Annotated in this window: 21 protein-coding genes; 8 read left to right on the top strand and 13 right to left on the bottom strand. The window is 73.6% G+C overall.

Going from position 1 to position 23,369, the window contains the following annotated elements; translation table 11 throughout:
- Window positions 1–7: 7 nt before the first annotated feature.
- The gene (locus tag OG753_RS31285) at window positions 8–1,750 is read right to left on the bottom strand and encodes an ABC transporter substrate-binding protein (RefSeq protein ID WP_405791008.1); all 1,743 of its coding nucleotides are present in this window, start codon (window positions 1,748–1,750) and stop codon (window positions 8–10) included.
- Between the two features lie 162 nt (window positions 1,751–1,912).
- On the opposite strand from OG753_RS31285, the gene OG753_RS31280 reads away from it, so the two are divergent.
- On the top strand, window positions 1,913–3,961 hold the full coding sequence (locus OG753_RS31280; RefSeq protein WP_405791007.1) for a bifunctional metallophosphatase/5'-nucleotidase: 2,049 nt from the start codon (window positions 1,913–1,915) through the stop codon (window positions 3,959–3,961).
- A gap of 12 nt (window positions 3,962–3,973) precedes the next feature.
- Here the strand turns inward: OG753_RS31280 and OG753_RS31275 are convergent, their stop codons facing one another.
- From OG753_RS31275 to OG753_RS31235, 9 genes are all read right to left on the bottom strand, one after another.
- Complete coding sequence (locus OG753_RS31275; protein ID WP_327264939.1) at window positions 3,974–4,687, bottom strand: GntR family transcriptional regulator; 714 nt, start codon at window positions 4,685–4,687, stop codon at window positions 3,974–3,976.
- A 71-nt stretch (window positions 4,688–4,758) separates the two neighbouring features.
- Window positions 4,759–5,667 (bottom strand): ornithine cyclodeaminase family protein, encoded by a 909-nt coding sequence (locus tag OG753_RS31270; protein WP_327266967.1) that lies wholly within the window; start codon window positions 5,665–5,667, stop codon window positions 4,759–4,761.
- A gap of 29 nt (window positions 5,668–5,696) precedes the next feature.
- Window positions 5,697–6,716 carry a proline racemase family protein gene (locus OG753_RS31265; RefSeq protein WP_405791006.1) on the bottom strand — a complete coding sequence of 340 codons (1,020 nt, stop codon included), beginning with the start codon at window positions 6,714–6,716 and terminating at the stop codon, window positions 5,697–5,699.
- A complete protein-coding gene (locus OG753_RS31260) occupies window positions 6,713–7,717 on the bottom strand; it encodes a proline racemase family protein (protein WP_401702696.1) in 1,005 nt (334 codons plus the stop codon). Before OG753_RS31260 ends, OG753_RS31265 begins: the two co-directional genes overlap by 4 nt.
- Before the next feature lie 19 nt (window positions 7,718–7,736).
- Window positions 7,737–8,651, bottom strand: a complete 915-nt coding sequence (locus tag OG753_RS31255) for a dihydrodipicolinate synthase family protein (protein ID WP_405791005.1) — start codon at window positions 8,649–8,651, stop codon at window positions 7,737–7,739.
- A 75-nt stretch (window positions 8,652–8,726) separates the two neighbouring features.
- Entirely contained in the window at window positions 8,727–10,169 is a 1,443-nt protein-coding gene (locus OG753_RS31250; RefSeq protein WP_405791004.1) for an FAD-dependent oxidoreductase, read from the bottom strand.
- The gene (locus OG753_RS31245; protein ID WP_327264934.1) at window positions 10,150–10,461 is read right to left on the bottom strand and encodes a (2Fe-2S)-binding protein; all 312 of its coding nucleotides are present in this window, start codon (window positions 10,459–10,461) and stop codon (window positions 10,150–10,152) included. Before OG753_RS31245 ends, OG753_RS31250 begins: the two co-directional genes overlap by 20 nt.
- Window positions 10,461–11,642, bottom strand: coding sequence for an NAD(P)/FAD-dependent oxidoreductase (locus tag OG753_RS31240; protein WP_405791003.1), 1,182 nt, complete (start codon window positions 11,640–11,642; stop codon window positions 10,461–10,463). Before OG753_RS31240 ends, OG753_RS31245 begins: the two co-directional genes overlap by 1 nt.
- 60 nt (window positions 11,643–11,702) lie before the next feature.
- Window positions 11,703–14,090: a collagenase gene (locus OG753_RS31235; protein WP_405791002.1), complete on the bottom strand. Its 2,388-nt coding sequence runs from the start codon at window positions 14,088–14,090 to the stop codon at window positions 11,703–11,705.
- 175 nt (window positions 14,091–14,265) lie between these two features.
- Between OG753_RS31235 and OG753_RS31230 the strand changes: the two genes are divergently transcribed.
- Window positions 14,266–15,660: an aminopeptidase P family protein gene (locus tag OG753_RS31230; protein ID WP_405791001.1), complete on the top strand. Its 1,395-nt coding sequence runs from the start codon at window positions 14,266–14,268 to the stop codon at window positions 15,658–15,660.
- 16 nt (window positions 15,661–15,676) lie between these two features.
- Here OG753_RS31230 and OG753_RS31225 read toward each other — a convergent pair whose 3' ends face one another.
- Window positions 15,677–16,609 (bottom strand): LysR family transcriptional regulator, encoded by a 933-nt coding sequence (locus OG753_RS31225; RefSeq protein ID WP_405791000.1) that lies wholly within the window; start codon window positions 16,607–16,609, stop codon window positions 15,677–15,679.
- Between the two features lie 114 nt (window positions 16,610–16,723).
- Here OG753_RS31225 and OG753_RS31220 point away from each other — a divergent pair, with 114 nt between their 5' ends.
- Window positions 16,724–17,488: an SDR family oxidoreductase gene (locus OG753_RS31220; protein WP_327264929.1), complete on the top strand. Its 765-nt coding sequence runs from the start codon at window positions 16,724–16,726 to the stop codon at window positions 17,486–17,488.
- Between the two features lie 72 nt (window positions 17,489–17,560).
- Complete coding sequence (locus OG753_RS31215; RefSeq protein ID WP_327264928.1) at window positions 17,561–17,785, top strand: 4-oxalocrotonate tautomerase family protein; 225 nt, start codon at window positions 17,561–17,563, stop codon at window positions 17,783–17,785.
- A 69-nt stretch (window positions 17,786–17,854) separates the two neighbouring features.
- Here OG753_RS31215 and OG753_RS31210 read toward each other — a convergent pair whose 3' ends face one another.
- Together OG753_RS31210 and OG753_RS31205 are read right to left on the bottom strand one after the other, a co-directional pair.
- Window positions 17,855–18,253, bottom strand: a complete 399-nt coding sequence (locus tag OG753_RS31210; protein ID WP_327264927.1) for a RidA family protein — start codon at window positions 18,251–18,253, stop codon at window positions 17,855–17,857.
- The gene (locus tag OG753_RS31205) at window positions 18,250–19,419 is read right to left on the bottom strand and encodes an acyl-CoA dehydrogenase family protein (RefSeq protein WP_405790999.1); all 1,170 of its coding nucleotides are present in this window, start codon (window positions 19,417–19,419) and stop codon (window positions 18,250–18,252) included. Before OG753_RS31205 ends, OG753_RS31210 begins: the two co-directional genes overlap by 4 nt.
- A gap of 143 nt (window positions 19,420–19,562) precedes the next feature.
- Between OG753_RS31205 and OG753_RS31200 the strand changes: the two genes are divergently transcribed.
- The 4 genes from OG753_RS31200 (at window position 19,563) to OG753_RS31185 (ending at window position 23,359) form a co-directional block, all read left to right on the top strand.
- The gene (locus OG753_RS31200) at window positions 19,563–21,218 is read left to right on the top strand and encodes an AMP-binding protein (RefSeq protein WP_405792877.1); all 1,656 of its coding nucleotides are present in this window, start codon (window positions 19,563–19,565) and stop codon (window positions 21,216–21,218) included.
- 9 nt (window positions 21,219–21,227) lie between these two features.
- Complete coding sequence (locus OG753_RS31195) at window positions 21,228–22,028, top strand: PaaX family transcriptional regulator C-terminal domain-containing protein (protein WP_327264924.1); 801 nt, start codon at window positions 21,228–21,230, stop codon at window positions 22,026–22,028.
- 26 nt (window positions 22,029–22,054) lie between these two features.
- Window positions 22,055–22,450 (top strand): hypothetical protein, encoded by a 396-nt coding sequence (locus tag OG753_RS31190; RefSeq protein ID WP_327264923.1) that lies wholly within the window; start codon window positions 22,055–22,057, stop codon window positions 22,448–22,450.
- A gap of 69 nt (window positions 22,451–22,519) precedes the next feature.
- Complete coding sequence (locus tag OG753_RS31185; protein WP_327264922.1) at window positions 22,520–23,359, top strand: GNAT family N-acetyltransferase; 840 nt, start codon at window positions 22,520–22,522, stop codon at window positions 23,357–23,359.
- Window positions 23,360–23,369 lie beyond the last annotated feature (10 nt).

Here is a 23,369-nt window from a genome sequence, read left to right as displayed (position 1 = left end):
GGCTTCCTCAGCCCTGGCTCTTCGCGGGGTCCTTGAGACCGACGGTCGCGTAGTCGACGGTGCCGGTCCACACAGGGTGGCCGAAGGCGCCCGCGATGTTGGTGCCGACGAGGAGCGGCTTGCGCTCCAGGAGGAGCGGGACGTTCGGGGACTTGGCCATCAGGGCCGCGTCGAGGTCGATCCAGGCCTGGTTGGCCTCCTTGGCGTCGGCCATGGCGTTGATCTCGTCGATCCGCTTCATGGTCGCCTCGTCGCGGAACTGGCTGTAGTTGCCCTGGTTGCCCTTGTCCTTGATGGTGCGTCCGTCGAAGACGAAGGGGATCCAGGTGGAGCCCGACGGGTAGTCGGGGCACCAGCCGGTGAGGGTCATGTCGGGGGTGGTGGAGAGGTCGCCGATGACGTCGTAGTAGGCGCCCGGGTCGACGGTGTCGATGACGACCTCGATGCCCGCGCGGGACAGGCCCTGCTGGATGGCCTCCGCCTTGCCCTTGTCGCCGGTGGAGACGGAGAGGGACACCTTCAGGGTTTCCTTGCCGGCGGCCTTGAGGAGTTCCTTGGCCTTGGCCGGGTCGCCGGCCGGGGCGATCTTCAGGACGTCGGCCTGCTTGCCGCCGGAGAGGGCCGGGGGCAGGTAGGCGGTGGCGATCTCGTTGAGGGCCGGGCCGCCGCCCGCGGTGACCACGGCCTCCTTGTCCACCGCGTACTGCATGGCCTCGCGGACCTTGGGGTCGTTGAAGGGGGCGCGGGAGTTGTTCAGGTGGAGCATCTCCGTGCAGCCCTGGGACTCGGCGAGCAGCCGGGCCTTGACGTCCGGCTTGGGGAGCACCTTGGGGGCGCTCTCGGGGCGCATGTCTGAGTACTGGACGGCGGAGGCGTCGGCGCCCTCGCCGGCGATGATCCGGTCGTCGATCTGGCCGCCCTTGAGGCCCATGACGACCACGAACCTGTCCGGGTAGGCCTTGCGGACGGTGTCGGTCTTCGCGTCCCAGTGCTCGTTGCGGACCAGGACCAGCTTCTTGTCGCGGTCGTACGACTCGATCTTGTACGGGCCGGAGGAGAACGGGCGGGCGTCGTACTGGGTGCCCTTCTCCTGGGACTGGGGCACGGGGGCGAAGGTCGGCAGGGTGGCGGTCGCGGAGAACTCGGCGACGGGACGCTTCAGTTCGAAGACGATCGTGCGGTCGTCGGGCGTCTTGACGGAGTCCAGGTGCTGCCCCTGGAGCGGGCCCTTGTAGCCCTCGGTCCCGGCGAGGTACTGGGCGGCGTAATCGGGGCCGCCGGTGAGGTCGGGGCTGAAGGAGCGCTCGACGTTGTACTTGACGTCCTGGGCCCTGACCGGCGTGCCGTCCTCGTACTTGACGCCCTCCTTGAGGGTGAAGGTCCAGGTGCGGCCGCCGTTGGATGGGGTGCCGAGGTCGGTGGCGAGGTCGGGGACCAGTTCGCTGCCGGCCTTGCCGGGCTCGGCCTTGAAGGTGACGAGCGTGCGGTAGAGCAGCCGGGTGCCGAAGTCCATGGTCGGCATGGTCCAGTTGCGGGCCGGGTCTAGGTGCGCGAAGTCCTGGTTGGACAGGACGGTGAGGGTGCCGCCCTTGGCCGGGGTACCGCCGAGGATCTTGCCGTCGTTGGCGGCCGCGGGGTTGGAGGCGCCCGCGCCGGCCGAGCCCTTCGTGGTGCCGGAGCAGCCCGAGGCGCCGAGTGCGAGAGCTGCCACCAGGGCGGTGGCGAGGGCGAGTTGGGTGCGCTTGGTCATGGTCACTCCAGTGAAGGGCCGCGCTCTAGGATGTGACCGGTAACATAGTAATGTGAAATTGCACTGACAAGGGGTTGGCCACGCCGTTATCCAGCCGTGTCCCGAACGACTGGTCGGCGCGTCGGCGCGACACCCGGCCCGGCGGGCGGGAGCATGCCGGGTGTGATCACGCAGGCCAAGGCCGCGCAGCGGAGCAGGAGTTCACGAAGCCGGACGCCGGACCGGCGGGATCCGGGGCGAGGGGAGCCCGACCGGCGGGAGCCCGGGCGGCGGGACTTCCTCACCGCCGCGGGAGCGGCGGCGGCGACCTTCGCCCTCGGGGTTCCCGCACGGGCCACCGCCGCCGGCCGGGACGCCGTCACCGCCGTCGAGTACGTCGACGTCCAGCTGCTCAGCATCACCGACCTGCACGGCTTCCTGCAGGGCGCCCCCGGGAGCAACTCCGTCATCATCGGCAATGGCGGCCGGAGCTACACCGTCGGAGGCGTCGCCCATATGGCCGCGCACCTCGAACGGCTCCGTGCCGGGCGCCCCAACTCGCTCTTCTTCACCCCCGGGGACGCCTTCTCCGGCTGGGAGTTCGACGCCGCGGCCTTCGCGGACGAGCCGACCATCGAGGCCCTCAACCGGATGGGGCTCGACTTCGCCACGGCCGGCAACCACGAGTTCGACAAGTCCCCCGCGATGCTCCAGCGGCACATGGAGCAGGGTGTCCCCTTCCCCGTCGAGGGCCGCGACCACTCCTTCACCGACTCCTCGGGCCTGCGCTTCCACGGCGCCGACTTCCGCTACTACAGCGCCAACCTCGTCTGGGGCGCGGACGGCCGTACGGTCCTGCCCGCCTACCACGTCGAACAGGTCCGCACGGCCGACGGCCGGGAGCTGCCGATCGGTTTCATCCACCTCACCGCCCTGGGCAGCGAACGCTTCCCCGGTTCCTTCCAGCCGGGCCTCGCCACCCTGGACGAGGTCGCCACCGCCGATCGCTGCGCCGCGCTGCTGAAGGCGCAGGGAGTGAACGCGATCGTGCTCAGCCTGCACGACGGGGCGGTCGCGGGCGCGGACTTCAACAGCGGCTCCGCGCCCTCGGGGCCGGCCCTCGACCTCGCGCTGCGGGTCTCCCCGGACATCGACGCGATCGTCACCGGGCACTGGCACACCCGCTTCAACATGATGGTCCCCGATCCGAACGGAGTCCCCCGCCCATTCGTCGAGGCGGGCTGCTACGGCCAGATCATCAACGAGATCAGCCTGCGGCTGGACCCGCTCACCGGCCGGGTGGTCCGGGAACTGACCGTCTCCACCAACCACCCCAACACGCGTGACATCGCCCCTCATCCGGGGCTGCAGGAGGTCGTCGACCACTGGGCGGGGCAGGCGGCCGAGCGCGACCGGACCCGGATCGGACGGCAGACCGGCTCGTTCCTGCGGGCCCGGAATGCGGCGGGCGAGAGCACCATGGGCAATCTGGCCGCCGACTGGGCGCTGTGGGCGGGCAGCCGGCCCGCCGATCCCGAGAACGACGGCAACATCCACCCCAACGTCCCGGCCCAGCTCGCCGTGGTCGCAGCCGCGCCGCGGGTCGGCCAGACGGTCATCGCCGGGGACCTGGTCCTGGACGCGGCCTCGGACGGCGCCGTCACCTTCGGCAGCGCCTGGCGCGCCCTCGGGTTCGGTGACCCGGTCGTCAGCGCGTGGGTGACCGGGCAGCGGATCCACGACGCCCTGGAGGAACAGTGGACGACGACGGAGGACGGCGAGCTGCGCTTCGCTCCCCTGGCCGTCTCCCGCAACGTCCGCTACAGCTTCGACGCGCAGGGGCCGGCCGGGGACCGGGTGCACCCCGAGGAGGTGTTCATCGACGGCAACCCGCTCGATCTCGGCGGCAGTTACCGGCTCGCGGCGCCCTCGTACACACTCCTCGCGAGCGACGGCTACCCGGCGCTCTCCGATTTCCGTGAGCCCTACCGGCACCAGCGCGACTTCGAGAGCTTCGTCGCGTACGTCCGCGAGACGGCGGTGCTGACGCCGCCGCCCCGCGGGCGGGTCACGGCGGCGAACACGAGCGGCGCGGCGGCCGACGTGGGGACCGTGGTGGACCCGCCGGTCCTGCTCCTGCCCGACGGCACGCCCGTGCCGCGCCCGGAGGCGGCGATCATTTCCGCGGACCGGCCGCAGCCGGTCCGCGGCGGGGGCCGTGCCCCCTGCTGATCGCCCCGGAGGCTACTGGACGCCCGAGCCGAGGCCCCCGGGGACGCGGCCGACCGGTTCGTCGCGGCCCTGGGCCCAGAGGGAGCGGACGTGGCCGAGGTGGCGGAGCATGCACTCCTGTGCCGCCTCGGCGTCGCCGCTGAGCATCAGGTCGAGCAGTTCGATGTGCTCCTGCGCGGAGGAGACCAGCTTGCCGGCCTCGTCCAGGCCGGTCAGGCCGTACAGCCGGGAGCGCTTGCGCAGGTCGCCGACGGTCTCCACCAGCCGGTCGTTGCCCGCGAGAGCCAGCAGCGACAGGTGGAAGCGGCGGTCGGCCTCCAGGTAGCCGATCAGGTTGTGCTCGCGCGCGCTGGTGACGATCTCCTCGGCGATGGGACGCAGCGCCTCCAGCTGTTCGGCCGTGGCGATCTTCGTGATCCGGCCGATGGTCGGCACCTCGATCATGGTGCGCAGTTCGGTGAACTGGTCCAGGTCGCGCTCGCTGACCTCGGTGATGCGGAAGCCCTTGTTGCGGACGGGCTCGACGAGGCCCTCGCGGGCCAGGTCCAGCATGGCCTCGCGCACCGGTGTGGCCGAGACGCCGAGTTCGGCCGCGAGACCCGGGGCCGAGTAGACGCTCCCGGGGCGCAGCTCTCCCGCTATCAGCGCGGCTCGGAGTGCGTGGCCGACCTGGTCGCGGAGGCGTTCCTGGGCCTTGATGAGACTGTGCTGCTTCAGGTCACCCATTGCATTTCCTCCGAGACCCCCGTACACGACCGACGAGGAGAGGACCAGCGTACAATGTCACGTTGCGCTGCTCACACTCCGGCGGCCTCGTAGAGCGCGACCGCCACAGCGAGATCTTCCCAGGCCATGCCCACACTCTTGAAGAGCTGTGGACAACTCCGCGGCCCGCCCGCGGGCATCCGCCCGCCGACCAGATCGGCGAGGGTGCCGGTGATGTGACCGGGCCCGATCGCCCCCTCGGCCTCCGGGACGAGGAGGTCCCCGGCCTCCCGCAGGGCCGCCGCCCGGGACTCCACGTACACCGCCGCCCGTCGCACAAGGGCGGTGTCCGTCTCCCGGGCCGTCGGTTCGTGCGATCCGACCGCGACGACGGTGGCGCCCGCGCCGACCAGCCCGCCGTCGAAGAGCGGTTCGCGGGCCGTGGTGCAGCAGATCACCAGATCGGCGTCCGCCACCTCTTTCGGGGTGCCGGTCCGGGCGCGCGGGCCCAGCGTCCGGGCGTGCGCGGCGAGCCGCTCGGCGCCCGCCGCGTCCCGGGCGACCACCACCACCTCGGCCAGCTCCCGTACGGCCGAGGTGGCTTCCAGGTGCCCGTACGCCTGCGGCCCGGAGCCGAAGAGCACCAGCCGCAACGGCCGGCCGGCCGGCGCCAGGTGGCGCAGGGCGAGGGCGGAGACCGCCGGGGTGCGCAGGGTGGTCAGCGCCGCCCCGTCGAGCAGGGCCAGCGGGCGCAGGGTGGGCCCGTCCAGCAGGAGGTAGGAGCCGGTGATCCGGGGCAGCCCGCGGGCCGGGTTGCCCGGCGCGACCCCGGCGATCTTCACCCCGGCGTACGCGCCGGACGCGGCCGGCATCAGCAGCAGTTCGCCCCCGCCGGGCACCCCGATCGCGGAACGCGGCGGGCAGCTCTCCGGGTCGAGGCCGCCGAGCAGGGCGGCGGCCACGGCGTCGGCGGCCGCGGCCGGCGTGATCAGTGCGGCCATCCGCCCGGCGCCCAGCCGGGGGATGTCCGTCACAGGAGGAACCCGGCGCCGAGCGCGTCGTGCGGGTCCACCACGAAGGCGTGCTCACCGGTGCGGTGGGCGGTGCCACTGACCTCGGTGACCCCGCCGTCCAGCATCCGCCCCGTGAACACCGTGCCGGCTACCGACTCGTGCAGCAGGTCCTCCCCCGGGCCGATCCGCCCGTCCTCGGCGAGCAGCGCGAGCCGCGCCGAGGTGCCCGAGCCGCAGGGCGAGCGGTCGATCTGCCCGTCGGCGAAGACGGTGACGTTGCGCTGGTGCGGCCCGAACGGGGTGTCGGGCAGCTCCTCGTGGAGGATCACCCCGTAGATCCCGGACAGCAGCGGGCCGCCCGGGTGCCAGGTGGCGGGATGGGTGGCCAGCGCCGCCCTGATCTCCTGTCCGGCCCGCACCAGGGCGGGCAGCGCCGCCCGGGAGACGTCCAGGCCGAGGTCGCGGGCGCGGACCGAGGCGTAACAGGCCCCGGCGTGGGCGATGTCCACGTCGGCGAGCCCGAGCGAGGTGGCGACGGGGACCTTGCGGGCGCCCACCCGGGCCGGGACGTTGCGGAAGGTGACCCCGGTGGTGCGGCCCCCGCCGCGGTGCACGGTGGCGGTGACCCGCCCGGACGGTACGTCGATGCGCACCGGGGCGTCCCCGTCGTCCGGGGCGGCCACGCGCCCGCTCTCCACGGCCCAGACGCCGAGGGCCATGGTGCCGTGTCCGCAGGCGGTGGAGTAGCCGTCCTTGTGCCAGAACAGCACGCCGAAGTGGGCCCCGTCGTCGTCCGGGGGGACCACGAACCCCCCGTACATCCCGGCGTGTCCGCGCGGCTCCTGCACGAGCAGGCGCCGTACGTCGTCCAGCGCGCCCCGGCGCGGGGCGGTCCCCGAGCCCCCCGGGCCGATGACGGTGGCGCAGCGCTCGGCGACGGTGTCCCCGGGGACCGGTGGCATTCCCGCGGCGCCGGAATCGACGATCCGGAAGGGCTCGCCGGCGGTGTGGTAGTCCACCGTGCGGACGGTGATCACAGGAGGAAGCCTCCGGGAAAGGGGTCGGTCGGGTCGAGGAAGTACTGGGCGGTGCCGGTGATCCAGGCCCGGCCGGTGACGGTGGGGACCACGGCGGGGAGCCCGCCGACGGTGGTCCCGCCGACCAGCCGGCCGGTGAACTCGGTGCCGATGAAGGACTCGTTGACGAAGTCCGTGCCGAGTTCCAGCAGGCCGCGGGCGTGCAGCTGGGCCATCCGCGCACTGGTGCCCGTACCGCAGGGCGAGCGGTCGAACCAGCCGGGGTGGATGGCCATGGCGTGCCGGCTGCGGCGGGCGTCGGAGCCGGGGGCGGCCAGGTAGACGTGCTTGACCCCGGCGATGGAGGGGTTCTCGGGGTGGACGGGCCGGTCCGGGCCGGCGTTGATCGCGTCCATCACCGCGAGTCCGGCGGCGATCAGGTCGTCCTTACGGGCGCGGTCGAAGGGCAGGCCCAGAGCGTCGAGTTCGACGAAGGCGTAGAAGTTGCCGCCGTAGGCCAGGTCGTAGGTGACCGTGCCGAAGCCGGGGACGTCGGCCTTGAGGTCGAGGCCGACGCTGAAGGAGGGGACGTTGGTGAGGGTGACGGCGGTGGCCGCACCGTCCTCGACGCGTACGTCGACGCTCACCGGCCCGGCCGGGGTGTCGAGCCGGACGGTGGTGACGGGCTCGACGACCGGCACCATGCCGGTCTCGACGAGGACGGTGGCGACCCCGATGGTGCCGTGCCCGCACATGGGGAGCAGGCCCGACACCTCGATGTAGAGGACGCCGTAGTCGGCGTCCGGGCGGGTCGGGGGCTGCAGGATGGCGCCGCTCATCGCGGAGTGCCCGCGCGGCTCGTACATGAGCAGGGTCCGGACGTGGTCCATGTGCTCGATGAAGTGGAGCCGCTTCTCGGCCATGGTGGCGCCGGGGATCACCCCGACTCCCCCGGTGATGACCCTGGTCGGCATGCCCTCGGTGTGCGAGTCCACCGCGTGGTAGACGTGGCGCGTACGCATTCCGGATTCCCCCCGGTGACTAGTTGAGGCCCTCGGCGAGGGCCTTCTCGGTGGCGGCGCGGACGGCGGCCTCGGTCTCGCCGGTGAGCGGGAAACGGGGCGGGCGGGTGGCGCCGCCGGGGCGCCCGGCCAGGTCCATGGAGAGCTTGATGGCCTGGACGAACTCGGTCTTGGAGTCCCAGCGCAGCAGCGAGTGCAGGGACTTGTAGAGCGGCAGGGCGGTCTCCAGGTCTCCTGCGACGGCGGCCCGGTAAAGGCGCGCGCAGGAGTTCGGGAGCGCGTTGGGGTAGCCGGCGATCCAGCCTACGGCGCCCGCGAGGGCGAGTTCGAGCAGGACGTCGTCGGCGCCGATGAGCAGGTCGAGGCCGGGGGCGAGTTCGGCGATCTCGTAGGCGCGGCGCACGTCGCCGCTGAACTCCTTGACGGCGACGATGGAACCGTCGGCGTGGAGCCGGGCGAGCAGGGCCGGGGTCAGGTCCACCTTGGTGTCGATGGGGTTGTTGTACGCGACGACGGGCAGCCCGGCGCGGGCGACCTCGGCGTAGTGGGCGCGTACGGCGTCCTCGTCGGCCCGGAAGGCGTTGGGGGGCAGCAGCAGGACGGAGCCGGCTCCGGCCTCGGCGGCCTGATCGGCCCAGCGGCGGGCCTCGGCGCTGCCGTAGGCGGCGACGCCGGGCATGACGCGGTCGCCGTCGCCGGCCGCCTCGACGGCGGTGCGCACGACGCGCGCCCGTTCCTCCTCGGTGAGGGTCTGGTACTCCCCGAGGGAGCCGTTGGGGACCACGCCGTCACAGCCGTTGGTGATCAGCCAGGCCACGTGTTCGGCGTAGGCGTCGTGGTCGACGGTGAGGTCCTCGCGCAGCGGGAGCGCGGTGGCGACCATGATTCCGTGCCAGGGGCGGGTGCGGGGCGCGGGGGTGTGCGCGTGGGTCATGTGAGAGCTCCCTAGAGTGGTGTGTGACATTTTACTAGTGGGTGTGGCGCGGCCACAAGGGCCACAGGCACCCGATCAGTGCCCGGCGGGCGGAAGTTCGGCGAGGTGGCGCAGGGGCACCGGGCAGGACAGCGGCCGCCGGTCGGGCGCGGGCCCCTCTCCGACCAGGGCCGCGACAGCGGGACCGCACATCCGGCCCTGGCACCAGCCCATCCCGGCCCGGGTGAGGAGTTTGACGGTACGGGCGTCACGCGCGCCGAGGTCGTCCGTGGCCTCGCGGATCCGCCCGGCCGGCACCTCCTCGCAGCGGCAGACGACGGCGTCGTCGCGGAGCCAGCCGGTCCAGCCCTCGCCGGGGCGGTGGGCGGCGGCCATCGCGTCGGCGAAGGCGCGCAGCCGCGCACGGCTCCGGATCAGCCGGGGGGCGGGCCATGCCCCCGCCACGGAGTGCGCGGCCAGTTCCCCCTCGATCATGGCCAGTTGGGCCCCGCCGATGCCGCCGGTCTCGCCCGCCGACCAGATGCCGGGGACGGAGGTCCGCTGCCCGGCGTCCAGGACGAGGGCGACGGTGCCGTCGGGGGCGGGCCGGGTGGCGCAGCCGAGGTTGGTGGCCAGTTCCAGCTGGGGCACGAGCCCGTGGCCCACCGCGAGGGCGTCGCAGGGGATCCGGCGTGCCGTGCCGGGCAGCGGCCGCCAGTTCCGGTCGAGCCGGGCCACGGTGACGGCCTCGACCCGGTCGGTGCCGTGCGCCTCGGTGACGGCGCGGCGGGTCAGGAGCCGGACGCGGTGGCGGGCGAGCGCCCCGCCGTAGCCCGCGGCCTCGACGAGCTTGCCGGGGTTGCGCAGCAGGGCGGGCAGCCGGCCGGCGTACGCGGTGTAGGCGGCGGCCTCCACCACGGCGGGCACGGCGGCTCCGGCGGCGGCGAGCGACCCGGCGACGGCGAGCAGCAGCGGCCCGCTCCCGGCGACGACCACCCGCCTGCCCGGCAGCACCAGCCCGCCCTTGAGCATGGCCTGCGCCCCGCCGGCCCCGACCACCCCGGGCAGGGTCCAGCCGGGGAAGGGCAGTTGCCTCTCGTAGGCGCCGGTGGCGATGAGCACGGCGCGGGCGGTGACGGTCGCGGCCCGCTCCTCGGGGGCGTGGCCGGCCACGGCGTGCAGGATCCAGGCGTCCTCGTGCGGGAGCACCGTCCAGACGTGGTGGCCCGCGAGGTGGCGGATTCGGCCGGCCGACTCGTGGGCGCGCAGGGCGGCTTCGCGGGTCGCGAACCCGTCCCAGCCGTGGTGCAGGGCCTCGGGGCGGGCCGCACCCAGGCCCGGGGCGGGGTGGCGGTAGTACTGCCCGCCGGGGCGGTCGCCCGCGTCGAGGAGGGTGACCCGCAGCCCGAGGCGGGCGGCGGTGACGGCGGCGGCGAGGCCCGCCGGCCCGGCCCCGACGACGGCCAGGTCGGCCACGGGGGCGGCGCCGGGGCCCGGGCCGGGGCCGGGGCCGGCGGGTTCAGACGGCGAGGTCGGCACGGCCGGTTCCCTCCTGGGTGGTGACGGTGTCCCCGGGCCGGGCCGGGACCAGACAGGCGCGCTGGTTGGGGCGGCCGTTGACGGTGACGAGGCAGTCGTAGCAGCTGCCGATCCCGCAGAACGCGCCGCGCGGGGCGCCGCCCTCGCGGGTGGTCCGCCAGGCGAGGATGCCGGCGCCCCAGAGCACGGCGGCGATGCTCTGGCCGGGCTGGGCGGCCAGTTCCCGGCCGTCGAAGGTGATCTCGTGCACGGCTGCCGGGCTGCCGCCGACCAGCGAGCGGGGGCTGCGCATCAGTGCTGCTCCTCGGGGATGTCGAAGGCGGCCGGGTCCGGGTCCGCGGCGAAGCGGTCCGGGCGGAACGGGTGCACGGGGAGCGGCGGTTCGGCCTCCGTCAGGGCGGCGGCGATCAGCAGCCCCGTCGCGGGGGCCAGGCCGATGCCCGCGCCCTCGTGGCCGCAGGCGTGCAGCAGCCCGGGGCGCCGCGGGTCCGGGCCGATCGCCGGGAGGTGGTCGGGCAGGTAGGGGCGGAAGCCGTGGTAGGCGCGCATCACCCGGATGTCGGCCAGGACGGGGAAGAGTGCCGCGGCCTGGGCGGCCAGGCGGCGCAGGGCCTCTGTCGAGAGGGTGCGGTCGAAGCCGACCCGCTCGCGGGTGGCGCCGATCAGTACGGGGCCCGACGGGGTGCCCTCGACCACCGCCGAGGACTGCAGGGCGGCCGAGCCGCTGGCGACGTCCGCGATGTAGTCGGCGGCGTAGACCTTGTGCCGGACCACCCTCGGCAGGGGTTCGGTGACCAGGACGAAGCCGCGGCGAGGGAGGACGGGCAGGGTGATCCCGGCCAGCGAGGCGATGCGGCCGCCCCAGGTGCCGGCCGCGTTCACCACGGCCGGGGCCAGGAGTTCACGGTGCGGCGTGCGCACTCCGCGTACGGCGCCCCGGTCCAGCAGGATCCCGGTCACCTCCTCACCGAGGTGGACCTCGGCGCCCGACGCGGCCAGCAGCCGGGCCGCCGCCTGCGCGGGCTGGACCTGGGCGTCCTGCGGGTAGTGGAAGCCGCCCGCCAGTCCCGGGGCCAGGTGCGGCTCCAGTTCGTGCAGGGCGTCCGCCGCCACCTCCACCGCGTCGACGCCGGAGGCGCGCTGGCCCTCCGCGAAGGTGCGCAGGGCCTTGACGGTCCTGTCGTCGGGGGCGACGACGAGCCCGCCCTTGGACTCGTACTCGATCTCCCGCGGGAGGACCGCGGCGAGCTCGGTCCACAGGCGCGCGGACAGCAGGGCGAGGTCGAGTTCGGGTCCGGCCTCCTTGTCGGAGACGAGCAGGTTGCCTTCGCCGGCGCCGGTGGTGCCTCCCGCGACGGGGCCCCGGTCGACCACGGCCACGGAGAGTCCGGCGCGGGCCGCGTAGTACGCGCAGGCCGCCCCGACGACGCCGGCGCCGATGATCACGGCGTCCAGGGAGTGTCTCTTGAGCACGACAGTAATATGTCACATTCTTTAGGGCCTGCCCAGATGCCGGGCCGAAGGCGCTGCCGGTCAGCTGCGGAGGGGACCCTCACAGCTGTAACTGGAGGTTCCCGCGACCTTGTTGGTCCAGATCTCCACCGGACCGAAGGAGCAGTTCATGTCGGCGAGGTTGTTGGAGGCCGCGCCCGCCCGGTCGAGGATGAAGTAGTCGACCGTCTCCGACATGTCCTTGAAAACCTGGTCGTCGCTGCGCCAGTTCTTCAGGTTCGCGGTGATCCGGCCGGTACAGGTGAAGCGGCGCTTGGCGGCGTCGCCGTTCTCCACACAGTCCGGGGTGTTCTGCGTGGCCGAGGCGAAGGACGACTTCACCGAGGCCAGCGCCGCGTCGCGCAGCTGCCCGTTCGGGGTGAAGGTGGTGTTCGGCACGAAGAGCTGGTCGACCTTGGCGATCTGCGCGTCCAGGAAGCGGTCGTAGTCGCGCTGGAGGTAGGTGTCCGCCCCCGTCCGGTGGCGCCAGGCGTCGTAGGCCGCCACGTCGTTGGCCCGCAGGTGCGTGTACATCTCGCGCAGCAGGGCGGGCTTCTCGGTCCACAGGAACTCGAAGAAGGTGCCCGCGTAGCTGTAGAAGCGGAAGCCGTCGCCGTCGTACGTGGCGTTGAGCAGCTGCTCGACGCTCATCCGCGGGCCGCCGCCGGCCGTGTCGCTGATGATGCTCTTGACGAGGGACTTGCGGACGGCGATGCCGTTGTCGCGGGTGGCGCCGTCGAAGAACTCGGCCGTGCCCTCGTCCATGGCGGTGGTGCGGTCGCCCTCGTACCAGGGGCCCTCGCCGAAGAAGCCGGGGACGGCGAAGCGGCCGTTGAGGTAGTGGGTGTACTCGTGGCGGAAGAGCTCCTCGAGGGTGAGCGAGGAGTCCTGCGGGACGCGGCGCTGGTAGGTGTAGAAGGTGGCGCCGTTCTCGATGTAGATGCCGCCGTTGTTGGTGTCGTAGCCGGTCAGGATCGGGTGGTAGTTCACGTAGTCGGCGCGCGAGCCGTAGAGCACGATGTTCAGGGTGGAGTTGGGGTCGCCGGCGAGCGGCTGGTCGGTGCCGAGCACGCGGTGGTACTGGGCCTTCACCTGCTTGCTCGCGTAGTACAGCTGGTCGACCGTGGCCCGGTCCAGGGCGGTGCGGACCTTGATGGCGCCGTTGTCGTAGGAGTAGGTGTAGGGGAAGAGCTGCTTCTCGATGTCCTCCTTGCACACCCCGTACGGCTTGCAGGCGTCGTAGAAGTTGAGCCAGGAGACGACCTTGGCCCAGGGCTCGCTGCCGTTGCCGAAGGCGGCCTTGACGGGCCCGAGCATCGCGCCGAGCTCGGCGACGACCTGGTCGCGCAGGCCCTCGACCTGGCCGAAGCGGGCGTACTCGCTCAGCGCGTCGCGCACCACCCAGGCGTTGCCGGTGTCCTTGAGGTGCATGTAGGTCGAGAAGGCCTTGAAGGCCTGGCGGTAGGTGGCGTCGGCGGCCACCGCGGAATGGAAGGCGGCGTCCTGGTTGCCCGGGTAGACGCCCAGGTAGGTGACGGACAGGGCGGCCAGTGCGGCGCCCGCCCAGCCGGCGTCGTGGTGGGTGGCCGGGTGGGCCGGGTCCATGGTGGCCAGGACCTGCTTGATGAGGCCGAGCTGGTGCTGGCGCAGGCCGGGCGCGCTGCCGGCGTAGAGGGCCTCGCGCAGGGTGCGGGCGTTGGAGGGCGTCGCGTCGAAGGTGTGGGCGGCGGCGCCGAAGTCGGCGATGGCGCGGCACATGGCGTCGACGGTGGGGGCGTCGGTGACGTCGATCTCGGTGCGCGAGTAGTCGTGGTAGGCGACCGCGTGCAGGTACGTGAACATCTCCTCCAGGTGGGAGGAGTTACGGCCGTCGTGGGCGGCGGCCAGGCTGGATATCCGGCGGGAGACGGCCTGGACGTGCGCGTCCGACATCACCGGGGTCAGGCGGGCGTCCCAGGTCCAGATGAGGCCGCGCAGGCAGCCGTCGGCGGTGACGGCCTGGTCGGCGAGGAAGTCGGCGAACTGCTCGGGGGTGAGGTTCGTGATCCCGTCGAGGGTGCAGGGGACGCCCGCGGCGACGCTCTTCGCAGTGGGGACGGACTTGGCGGCCCTGCCGCGCTTCTCCAGGTCGTCGGCGGGCGCGGCGGCGGCCGTCGAGGCGCCGGGGACCTGTCCGGCGATCTTCTGCCCGCCGGGGGCCGGGGCGGGCGCCGGGGCGTTGTCCTTCGGGTTGGCCAGGCGCTCGACCTCGTCGAACGGGTTCCCCGTGGGGCCGGGGGCGGGGGTGGCCGGGGCGGCCTGTGCGCCGGTGAAGGTGGCCGGGGCCGCGGACTCTGCGGCCTGCGTGACGGCCTGACCCGCGCCGGCAAGGAGGGTCACGGCTACGGCGGAGGCGAGAAGGGAAGAGCGCACAGCTCTGTGCTTGAGCACCGAGAACTCCTGATTGGAGAGAGGTGAGGTGGGGGGTGGTGCGTGAACTGCCCTGCGTCACACGGCGTTTGACGGGGGTTAACGTGCCGCGGTGTGAGCTGTAACATAGTAATGTGAAATTGCACTGACAAGCCCTATGCGCCCACCAGTTCGCATCTTTCTTGAGGGAGCCCTCGTGACCGACGCCCCCACCGACGCCCCGGCCGACACCTCCGCCCACCTCAACACGGGCAGTCACGACCGCCCGGTGTCACCCGAGTTGTCCCGGTTCATGGCGGGCAACTGGACCCCGACCCCCCTGTCCGACTCCACCCGCGTCCCCGGCCACGCCGTCACACCGGCCCGGCGGGCCCGGCTCTCGGCCCGCTTCCCGGGCGAGCGGCTGATCGTCCCGGCCGGCGAGCTGAAGGTCCGCTCCAACGACTGCGACCACCGGTTCCGGCCGCACAGCGCCTACGCCTGGCTGACCGGCCTCACGGGCGAGGACCAGGCGGGCCACGTCCTGGTCATGGAGCCGTCGGGCCCGCACGCGCACGAGGCCGTCCTGTACCTGCGGCCGCGCTCGCCGCGGGCGGACGGGAACGGGGAGTTCTACCGGGACCGCCGGTACGGGGAGTTCTGGGTGGGCCGCCGGCCGGACCTCGCGGAGGCCGAACGCCTCACCGGCATCCGCTGCGCGCACCTGGACCGGCTCGGTTCACCGTCCGGCCGCAATGCGGCGACCGACGCCGAACTCGCCTCCGCCCTTTCGGAGTTGCGCCTGGTCAAGGACGCCTGGGAGGTCGAGCAGCTCCAGCTGGCCGTCGACCACACGACGGCGGGCTTCGAGGACGTCGTACGGGCCCTGCCGCGCGCGCTGGCCCACCCGCGGGGGGAGCGGTGGATCGAGGGGGTCTTCGGCCTGCGCGCCCGGGCGGAGGGCAACGGCACCGGGTACGAGACGATCGCGGCGTCGGGCGCCCACGCCTGCACCCTGCACTGGATCCGCAACGACGGCCGGCTGAACGGGGAGGAACTGCTCCTGCTGGACGCGGGCGTGGAGACGGACACCCTCTACACGTCGGACATCACCCGCACCCTCCCGCTGTCGGGCCGCTTCTCCCCCGTCCAGCGCCAGGTGTACGAGCTGGTCCTGGCCGCCCAGGAGGCGGGCATCGCGGCGCTCCGCCCGGGAGCGAGCTTCGGGGACTTCCACCGGGCCGGGATGCGGGTGATCGCGGAGGGCCTGGCGCAGTGGGGCGTCCTGAAGAACGCCGAGGGCGACCTGCACCGGCGGTACACGCTGTGCAGCAGCGGCCACATGCTCGGGCTGGACGTGCACGACTGCGCGAAGGCGCGGGCGGAGACCTACCTGGACGGAGTCCTGGAGGAGGGACAGGTCCTGACGGTGGAGCCGGGCCTCTACCTCCAGCCCGACGACGAGACCCTCCCGGCGGAGCTGCGGGGCATCGGCGTGCGCATCGAGGACGACCTGGTCATCACGTCGGACGGCGCCCGCCTGATGTCGGGCGCGCTGCCGCGCACGGTGGCCGGGATCGAGGAGTGGATGGGCCGGCTGCTGGAGGGCTGAGCCCCTCGGCCCCGCCTCACGTGCCGAAGTGGCCGGTCCGCCCGTCCGCGCGGGTGTCCCCGAGCCGGGTCGTGAGTTCCTCGACGAAGGCCTCCAGGTGGGGCGGGCGGGGGCCGGTCCGGGTGGCGCAGTACCAGGTGCGGGTCAGCGGCCGTGCGCCGATGCGGACGAGGGCGAGGTCGTGCGAGGCCGCGTAGGGGCCGGCCACCCAGTTGGGCAGCACGGTCACGCCCTGGCCGCCCGCCACCATCTCGATCACCAGGTCGGTCACCACCGGCATGGTGGTGATCCTCGCCGGCCTGGCCCCCGCGGGGATCGGCAGCGGCATCGACGGGATCCGCTTCTGGTCGTAGAAGTCGTAGAGGACGAGGTCGGCGCCGTCGAAGTCACGGGCGGTCAGGTGTGCGCGCGACGCCCACGGGTGGCCGGCCGGCACCACGGCCATCATCTCGTCCTCGAACAGCCGGGTCAGGGACACCCGGTCCATCTGCAGGTCCGGCTTGGTGACCAGGGCGACGTCGACGAGGTCGGCGAGCAGGGCCGGGACGGGCGCGTCGTCGGCGACGGTTTCGATGCGCACGTCGATGTCCGGTGCGCGCTCGCGGAAGGCCCGCAGTACGGGCGGCAGCCACGGGAAGGTCGTACTGCACTGCGCGGTGAAGCGGACCCGCCGGTCGCGCCCGTCGCGGATCTCGCGCAGGTCCCGGGCCGCCGAGTCCAGTTCGCCGAGGACGTGGCGGGCCGCGACCAGCAGGCGGCGGCCGGCGGCGTTGGGGATCAGGCGGCGGCCCTTGCGATCGAAGAGGGCCATGCCCAGGCGTGCCTCCAGCCGGGTGAGCCGCTGGCTGAGGGCGGGCTGGCTGACGTAGAGCCGCTCGGCGGCGGCGGTCAGCGAGCCGGCCTCGGCGGTGGCGGCGAGCAGCTCCAGGTCACGCAGGTCCACATCCATAACGCTGGATTATCACACGCTCCAATCTTCGTCGTGGTGTTATGAGTTGGGCGCTCCTAGGTTCGTGGTGTCAGCCGGCCGGACCCCCGGCCTCCCACGAAGGGCACCAGCACCATGACCGACACCACCACCACGGCCACCACGTCAGCCACCACCACCGCGATCGTCACCGGCTCCTCCAGCGGCATCGGCCTGGACATCGCCCGCGCCTTCCTGGAGAGCGGCGCCGAGGTCGTCCTGAACGGCCGGGACGCCGACCGCCTCGCGAAGGCCGCGGCCGGACTCGGCCATCCCGAGCGGACCGCGTGGGTCGCGGGCGCCATCGCCGACCCGGCGACCGGCGAGGCCCTCGTCCGTACCGCCCTCGACCGGTTCGGCGGCATCGACGTCCTGGTCAACAACGCGGGCACCTTCGCTCCCAAGCCCTTCACCGAGGTCACCGAGGAGGAACTCGACGGCTTCCTGACGGGCAATCTCAAGGGCACCTACCTCACCACCCAGGCCGTGGTACGGGCGCTGCGCGCGCAGGGCCGGGGCGGCAGCATCGTCAACATCGGCACCGTCCTCGTGGACCACGCGCTGGCGGGCTTCCCGTCCTCCGCACCGGTGGTCAGCAAGGCGGGGGTGCACGCACTGACGACCAGCCTGGCCGCCGAACTCGCCGCGGACGGTATCCGCGTGAACCTCGTGTCGCCCGGCATCATCCGCACTCCGCTGCACGCGGGCTCCGACGTGGACGCCTTCGGCGGGCTCGCCCTGCTGGAGCGGGTCGGCGAGGTCTCGGAGGTCTCCGGGGCGGTGCTCTACCTCGCGGGCGCCACCTTCGTGACCGGCCACGCCCTGCGCGTGGACGGCGGCCACGTCACCGGCCGCGCCTGAGCCGCAACCCGCCCGGCCCTGCCCGGCCCTGCCCGGCCCTGCCCTGCCCTGCCCTGCCCTGCCCCCGAGAAAATGGGAGACCGATCCACCGTGCCGTACGTCAACGTCAAGATCACCCGCGAAGGCGCCACCGCCGCCCAGAAGGCCGCGATCATCGCCGGCGTGACCGACCTGCTGGTCAAGGTCCTCGACAAGGACCCTGCCACCACGTTCGTCCTCATCGACGAGGTCGACCTGGAGGACTGGGGCGTCGGCGGCGTCCCGACGGATGAGTACCGCCGCCGCGCACGGTCGTAGCGGCCGGGCCTCGTCGGGCCGCGGCGCCGCGTCGGGCGCAGTGTCCGCCCGACGCGGGCGGCGTCCGGGCTACGGGAGGACCGCGACGCCGTCGAGCTCCACCATCGCCCGGTCGTCCCAGAGGCGGACCACGCCGATGACGGCCATCGCCGGATAGTCGCGGCCCGCCGACTGCCGCCAGATGCGGCCCAGTTCTGCCGCATGGGCCCGGTACGCCGCCACGTCCACCGCGTACACCGTCACCCGGGCCAGGTCCGCCGGGGCGCCGCCCGCCGCGGCGAGGGCCGTCAGGAGGTTGGCGAGGGCGACCTCGAACTGCTCCGGCAGGCTGTCGCCCACCACCTTGCCCTCGCCGTCCAGCGCGGTCTGGCCCGCCAGGAACACCAGCCGGGTGCCGGTCACCGCGACCGCGTGCGAGAAGCCCGTCGCGGGCGACAGCTCCGCCGGGTTGATCCGGTCGAGGCTCATCGCGCCGCCACCTTCCCCGGCCGGGCCTGCGGCAGGGCTCCGTACAGTTCCTTCGCGATGATCATGCGCTGCACCTCGCTCGCCCCCTCGTAGATCCGTGGCGCCCGTACCTCCCGGTAGAGGTGTTCCAGCAGATGGCCCCGCTGCAGGGCGACCGCCCCGTGCAGCTGGACCGCGTGGTCCACCACGTACTGGGCGGTCTCCGTGGCCAGCAGTTTCGCCATCGCCGCCCGGCGCGGGACGTCGCCCGCCCCGCTGTCGTAGGCCGCGGCCGCCGCGTACACCAGCAGTCGGGCCGCCTCCGTGCGGGTGGCCATCTCCGCCACCCGGTGCGCCACCGCCTGAAGGTCGCTCAGCGTCCCGCCGAACGCGCTGCGGCCGGCCGTGTACGCGAGCGTCGCGTCCAGCGCGGCCCGGGCCATGCCCACCGCGAAGGCGCCGACGCTCGGCCGGAAGAGGTTCAGGGTGTCCATCGCCACCCGGAAGCCCCGTCCCGGCTCGCCGAGCAGGTCCTGCGGGCCGACCGGTACCCCGTCGAAGGCGAGGGAGCCGATGGGGTGCGGGGAGAGCATGTCCAGGGGAGCGCCGGAGAGTCCGGGGCGGTCGGCCGGGACCAGGAAGGCCGAGACCCCCTTCGCCCCCGGCCCCTCGCCCGTTCGGGCGAACACCGTGTAGAAATCCGCTTCGGGGGCGTTGGAGATCCAGCGCTTCTCACCGCTGAGCCGCCAGCCCCCACCGTCGGCCGGAGCTGCGGCCGGATCGACGGTCGCCGCCAGCGCCAGCGCCGCGGCGTCCGAGCCCGCCCCCGGCTCGCTCAGCGCGAAGGCCGCCACCGCCCGCCCGGCGCGCACCTGCGGCAGCCAGCGTTCCCGCTGCGCCTCGCTCCCCGCGTGCAGCACCGGGTACGCGCCCAGTCCTTGCAGGGCGAGCGCCGTCTCGGCCTCCGTGCAACCGTGGGCGAGGGACTCCCGCAGCAGGCACAGGTCCAGCGCGCCCGAGGCGAACACCCGATCCAGCAGGCCCAGCTCCCCCAGCGCCGCCAGCAGCGGCCGGTTGACCCGACCCGGTTCCCCCTTCTCGGCCAGTGGCCTCAGCCGCTCCGCCGCCAGTGCGCGCAACTGCCCGCACCACTCCTCCTGGTCCACCCCGAGCGCGAATCCGGTCATCCGAATATCCCCGCTTCTATCGCGTCCTGTTGACTGCCGTCACCATCACGATACGCTCCTGGAAGGACCTCCAGCGGTGGCTGGAGGAACTACCGCACGGCCGGCTCCACCCCACCCCGGACCGCTGCAGGGGGCGACCCGCCTTGGACCTCAAGCCTTCCGCTCACACCGACACCTTCGCCCGTGACCATCTGCCACCCGCGCACACCTGGCCGGAGCTGGTCTTCGATCTGCCCGAACTGGCCTACCCGGACCGCCTGAACTGCGGTGCCGAGCTGCTCGACGCCACCATCGCCCGGTTCGGTCCCGCGGGCGCCGACCGCCCGGCCTTCCGCAGCGGCGCGGGCGAGGTGTGGACCTACGGCGGCCTGCGCGAGCGCGTGGACCGCCTGGCCCACGCGCTCACCGCCGACCTCGGCGTGGTCCCCGGCAACCGGGTGCTCCTGCGCGGACCCACCGGCCCCTGGCTCGCCGCCTGCTGGCTCGCGGTGATGAAGGCGGGCGCGGTGGCGGTCACCGTACTGCCGCAGCAGCGCGCGCAGGAGCTGGCCACGGTCTGCGCGATGGCCCGGGTGGGCCACGCCCTGTGCCACGCGGACGTACTGGACGACCTGGTCAAGGCCGAGGTGCCGGGGCTGCGGATCACCGTGTACGGGGGCGGGGCGCCGGGCGATCTGCTCCGGCTGGCAGAAAGACATCCCGAGCCCTTCCCGGCCGCCCCGACCTCAGCGGACGACGTCGCCCTGATCGCCTTCACCTCGGGGACCACCGGACGCCCCAAGGGCTGCATGCACTTCCACCGCGACCTGCTCGCCGTCGCCGACACCTTCTCCCGCAGCGTGCTGCGGCCCCGCCCGGACGACGTCTTCGCGGGCAGTCCGCCGCTGGGGTTCACCTTCGGTCTCGGCGGGCTGGTGATCTTCCCGCTGCGGGCCGGGGCCTCGGCGCTGCTGCTGGAGGAGGCGGTACCGCGCCGGCTGCTGCCGGCGCTCGCGGAGCACCGGGTGACGGTGCTGTTCACCGCGCCCACCGCCTACCGGACGATGCTGGACGCCCTGGGCCCGTACGACGTGGGCATGTACGACCTGTCCGCGCTGCGCCGCTGCGTCTCGGCCGGGGAGAACCTGCCCGCCGCCACTTGGCAAGCCTGGTACGAGCGCACCGGCCTGCGCATCATCAACGGCATCGGGGCGACGGAGCTGCTGCACATCTTCATCTCCGCCGCCGACGAGGACATCCGGCCCGGTACGACGGGCCGGGTGGTCCCGGGCTGGGAGGCCCGGGTGGTGGACCGGTCGGGGCGGCCGGTCCCGGACAACGAGCCGGGGCTGCTGGCCGTACGCGGCCCGGTGGGCTGCCGCTACCTGGCCGACCCCCGGCAGGGGGAGTACGTACAGGGCGGGTGGAACCTGACCGGTGACACCTACGTCCGCGATCCGGAGGGCTACTTCCGCTACGTCGCCCGCGCCGACGACATGATCGTCTCGGCGGGTTACAACATCGCGGGGCCCGAGGTGGAGGAAGCCCTGCTGCGCCACCCGGACGTGGTGGAGGCGGCCGTGGTGGGCCTCCCGGACGAGCGGCGCGGACAGATCGTGGTGGCGTACACCGTGGCACGCGACGGCGCGGTGCTGACGGAGGAGGTCCTGCGCACCTTCATGCGGGCGGAACTGGCCCCGCACAAGTGCCCGCGCTCCTTCGTCTTCCTGCCCGCGCTCCCCCGCACCGCGACGGGCAAGCTGCAGCGCTTCCGGCTGCGCGAACCCGGCGCCCGGCCCGATCCGCCCGACAGGATCTAGAGTGAACCCGTGGTCGAGCAGCACACCCCGCGATCCCTGATCGTCACGTTCTACGGAGCCTACGGGCGGGCCTTCGAGGGCCCGGTCCCGGTGTCCGCGCTGATCCGCCTGCTGGGCGCGGCCGGCGTGGACGCCCCGTCGGTCCGCTCGTCGGTGTCCCGGCTGAAGCGCCGCGGCTTCCTGCTGCCCGGGCGCGCGGCGGACGGTTCGGCGGCGTACGGGCTCTCCGAGGAGGCGCGGCAGCTGCTGGACGACGGCGACCGGCGGATCTACGGCAGCCCGCAGCTGTCGGACGAGTGGCTGGTGGCGGTGTTCTCCGTCCCCGAGCAGGAGCGGAACAAGCGGCACCTGCTGCGCTCGCGGCTGGCCCGGCTCGGTTTCGGCGCGGTGGCGCCGGGCGTGTGGATCGCCCCGGCCCAGCTGTACGAGGAGGCCGCGCACACGCTGGAGCGGCTGCACCTGACGCCGTACGTGGAACTGTTCCGCGGCGCCCACCTCGGTTTCGCGCCGACCGCCGAGACGGTGGCGCGCTGGTGGGACCTGGCGGCCCTGGCCAAGCAGCACGAGGAGTTCCTCGACCTGCACGAACCGGCTCTGCGCGCCCTCCAGTCGGGCCCGGAGCCGACCCCGGAGGAGGCCTACCGCGGCTACCTCCTCGCACTCGACACCTGGCGCCGGCTGCCGTACGCCGACCCGGGCCTGCCGCGCGCGCTGCTGCCGGCGGGCTGGCCGGGCGACCGCTCGGCGGCCGTCTTCGCCGAACTGCACGAACGCCTGCGGGATGCGGGGGAGCGCTTCGCGCAACCGTGACGGGCCGGGGCACGTCCTACCCACACATGACGTCACCTGCTGCGCGGCCCTCCCCCAAGAGGCGTCTCCTCACGCTGGGCCCGGCCGCACTCGCCGGACTCGCGTTCGGCTGCGCCGCCATCTCGCTGGCCTCCCACGCCCGGCATTACTGCGACGCCGGCGCGGACCCGGGCGGCATCCTGGAGCTGAGCCTCACGCTGCTCCCGCTGACCGTGGCCTTCACGGCGATCGCCCTGTTCGTGGCGTACCTGCTGGACCGGCAGCCCGTGGCGCTGCAACTGGGCACCGTCCTGTTCGTGCTGGCAGGCCTGACGGTCCTGTACTTCGCCGTGCGCGGCACCCTCGACGGCTATCCCGGGGACCGCACCAGGTGCGGACCCGGCAACGTGCCGCCGTGGTGGCCGGGTTGGCTGCCCGCTTAGGCCGTCTCCGGGGGGCCTGTCAGGGGAAAACCGGATGCGGGCGGGCCGGGCACCGCGCCAGCATGGGACATGAACTGGACCTTCACCACAGATCTGGCGGCCTTCGTGCGCGCGGCGGGCCCGGCCCTGGCCGCGCGGCCCGTCCCCCACACCGTCCTGCTGACCGTGACCGACGCTCTGGCGCGGCGCGGTCCCGATGCCTACGGCGGCGGCACCCCCTTCTTCGGCTGGTGGACCGGCACCGACGGCGCCGTCGCCGGCGGCCTGCTGTGCACCCCGCCGTTCCCGCTGCACCTCGGCGTGGTGCCCGAGGAAGCGGTCCGCGCGCTGGGGGCGGCGCTCGCCACCGAACCGCTGCTCGCCGGGGTGCGCACGCTCAACGCCCGCCGCCCGGACGCCCGGGTGCTGGCCGAGGCATGGGGGCGGCCCACCCGGACCTCCGAGGAGCAGCGCCTGTACCGGCTGGCCGCCCTGGCCGCCCCGGACCCCGCCCCGGCCGGGCGGGCCCGGCCCGCCACCGAGGCCGATCTACCGCTGCTGCTGGAGTGGGTCACGGCCTTCAAGGCCGAGGCGGGCGTGCCGGGCAGCGCCTCCGAGCCCGTGCTGCGCGACCGGATCTCCTACGGCGGGGCCCTGCTGTGGGAGCGGGCCGGGACCCCCGTCTCGCTGGCCGGCTTCTCCCGCGCGATCGGTTCGGCCTCCCGCATCGGCCCGGTCTACACCCCGCCGGAGCACCGCGGCCGCGGCTACGCCGCCGGGGTCACGCACGCGGCGAGCGAAGCGGCGTACGCGACCGGCGCCGCCGAGGTCCTCCTCTTCACGGACCTGGCCAACCCCACCAGCAACGGCGTGTACCTGCGTCTGGGCTACACCCCGGTCGAGGACCGCACGGAGATCGTCTCGGCCTGACGGGCCGGAC

Source organism: Streptomyces sp. NBC_00029, from assembly GCF_045160505.1.
In the GTDB taxonomy this organism is placed as follows: Bacteria; Actinomycetota; Actinomycetes; order Streptomycetales; family Streptomycetaceae; genus Streptomyces.
This window is presented reverse-complemented; position numbering and strand designations above follow the sequence as displayed.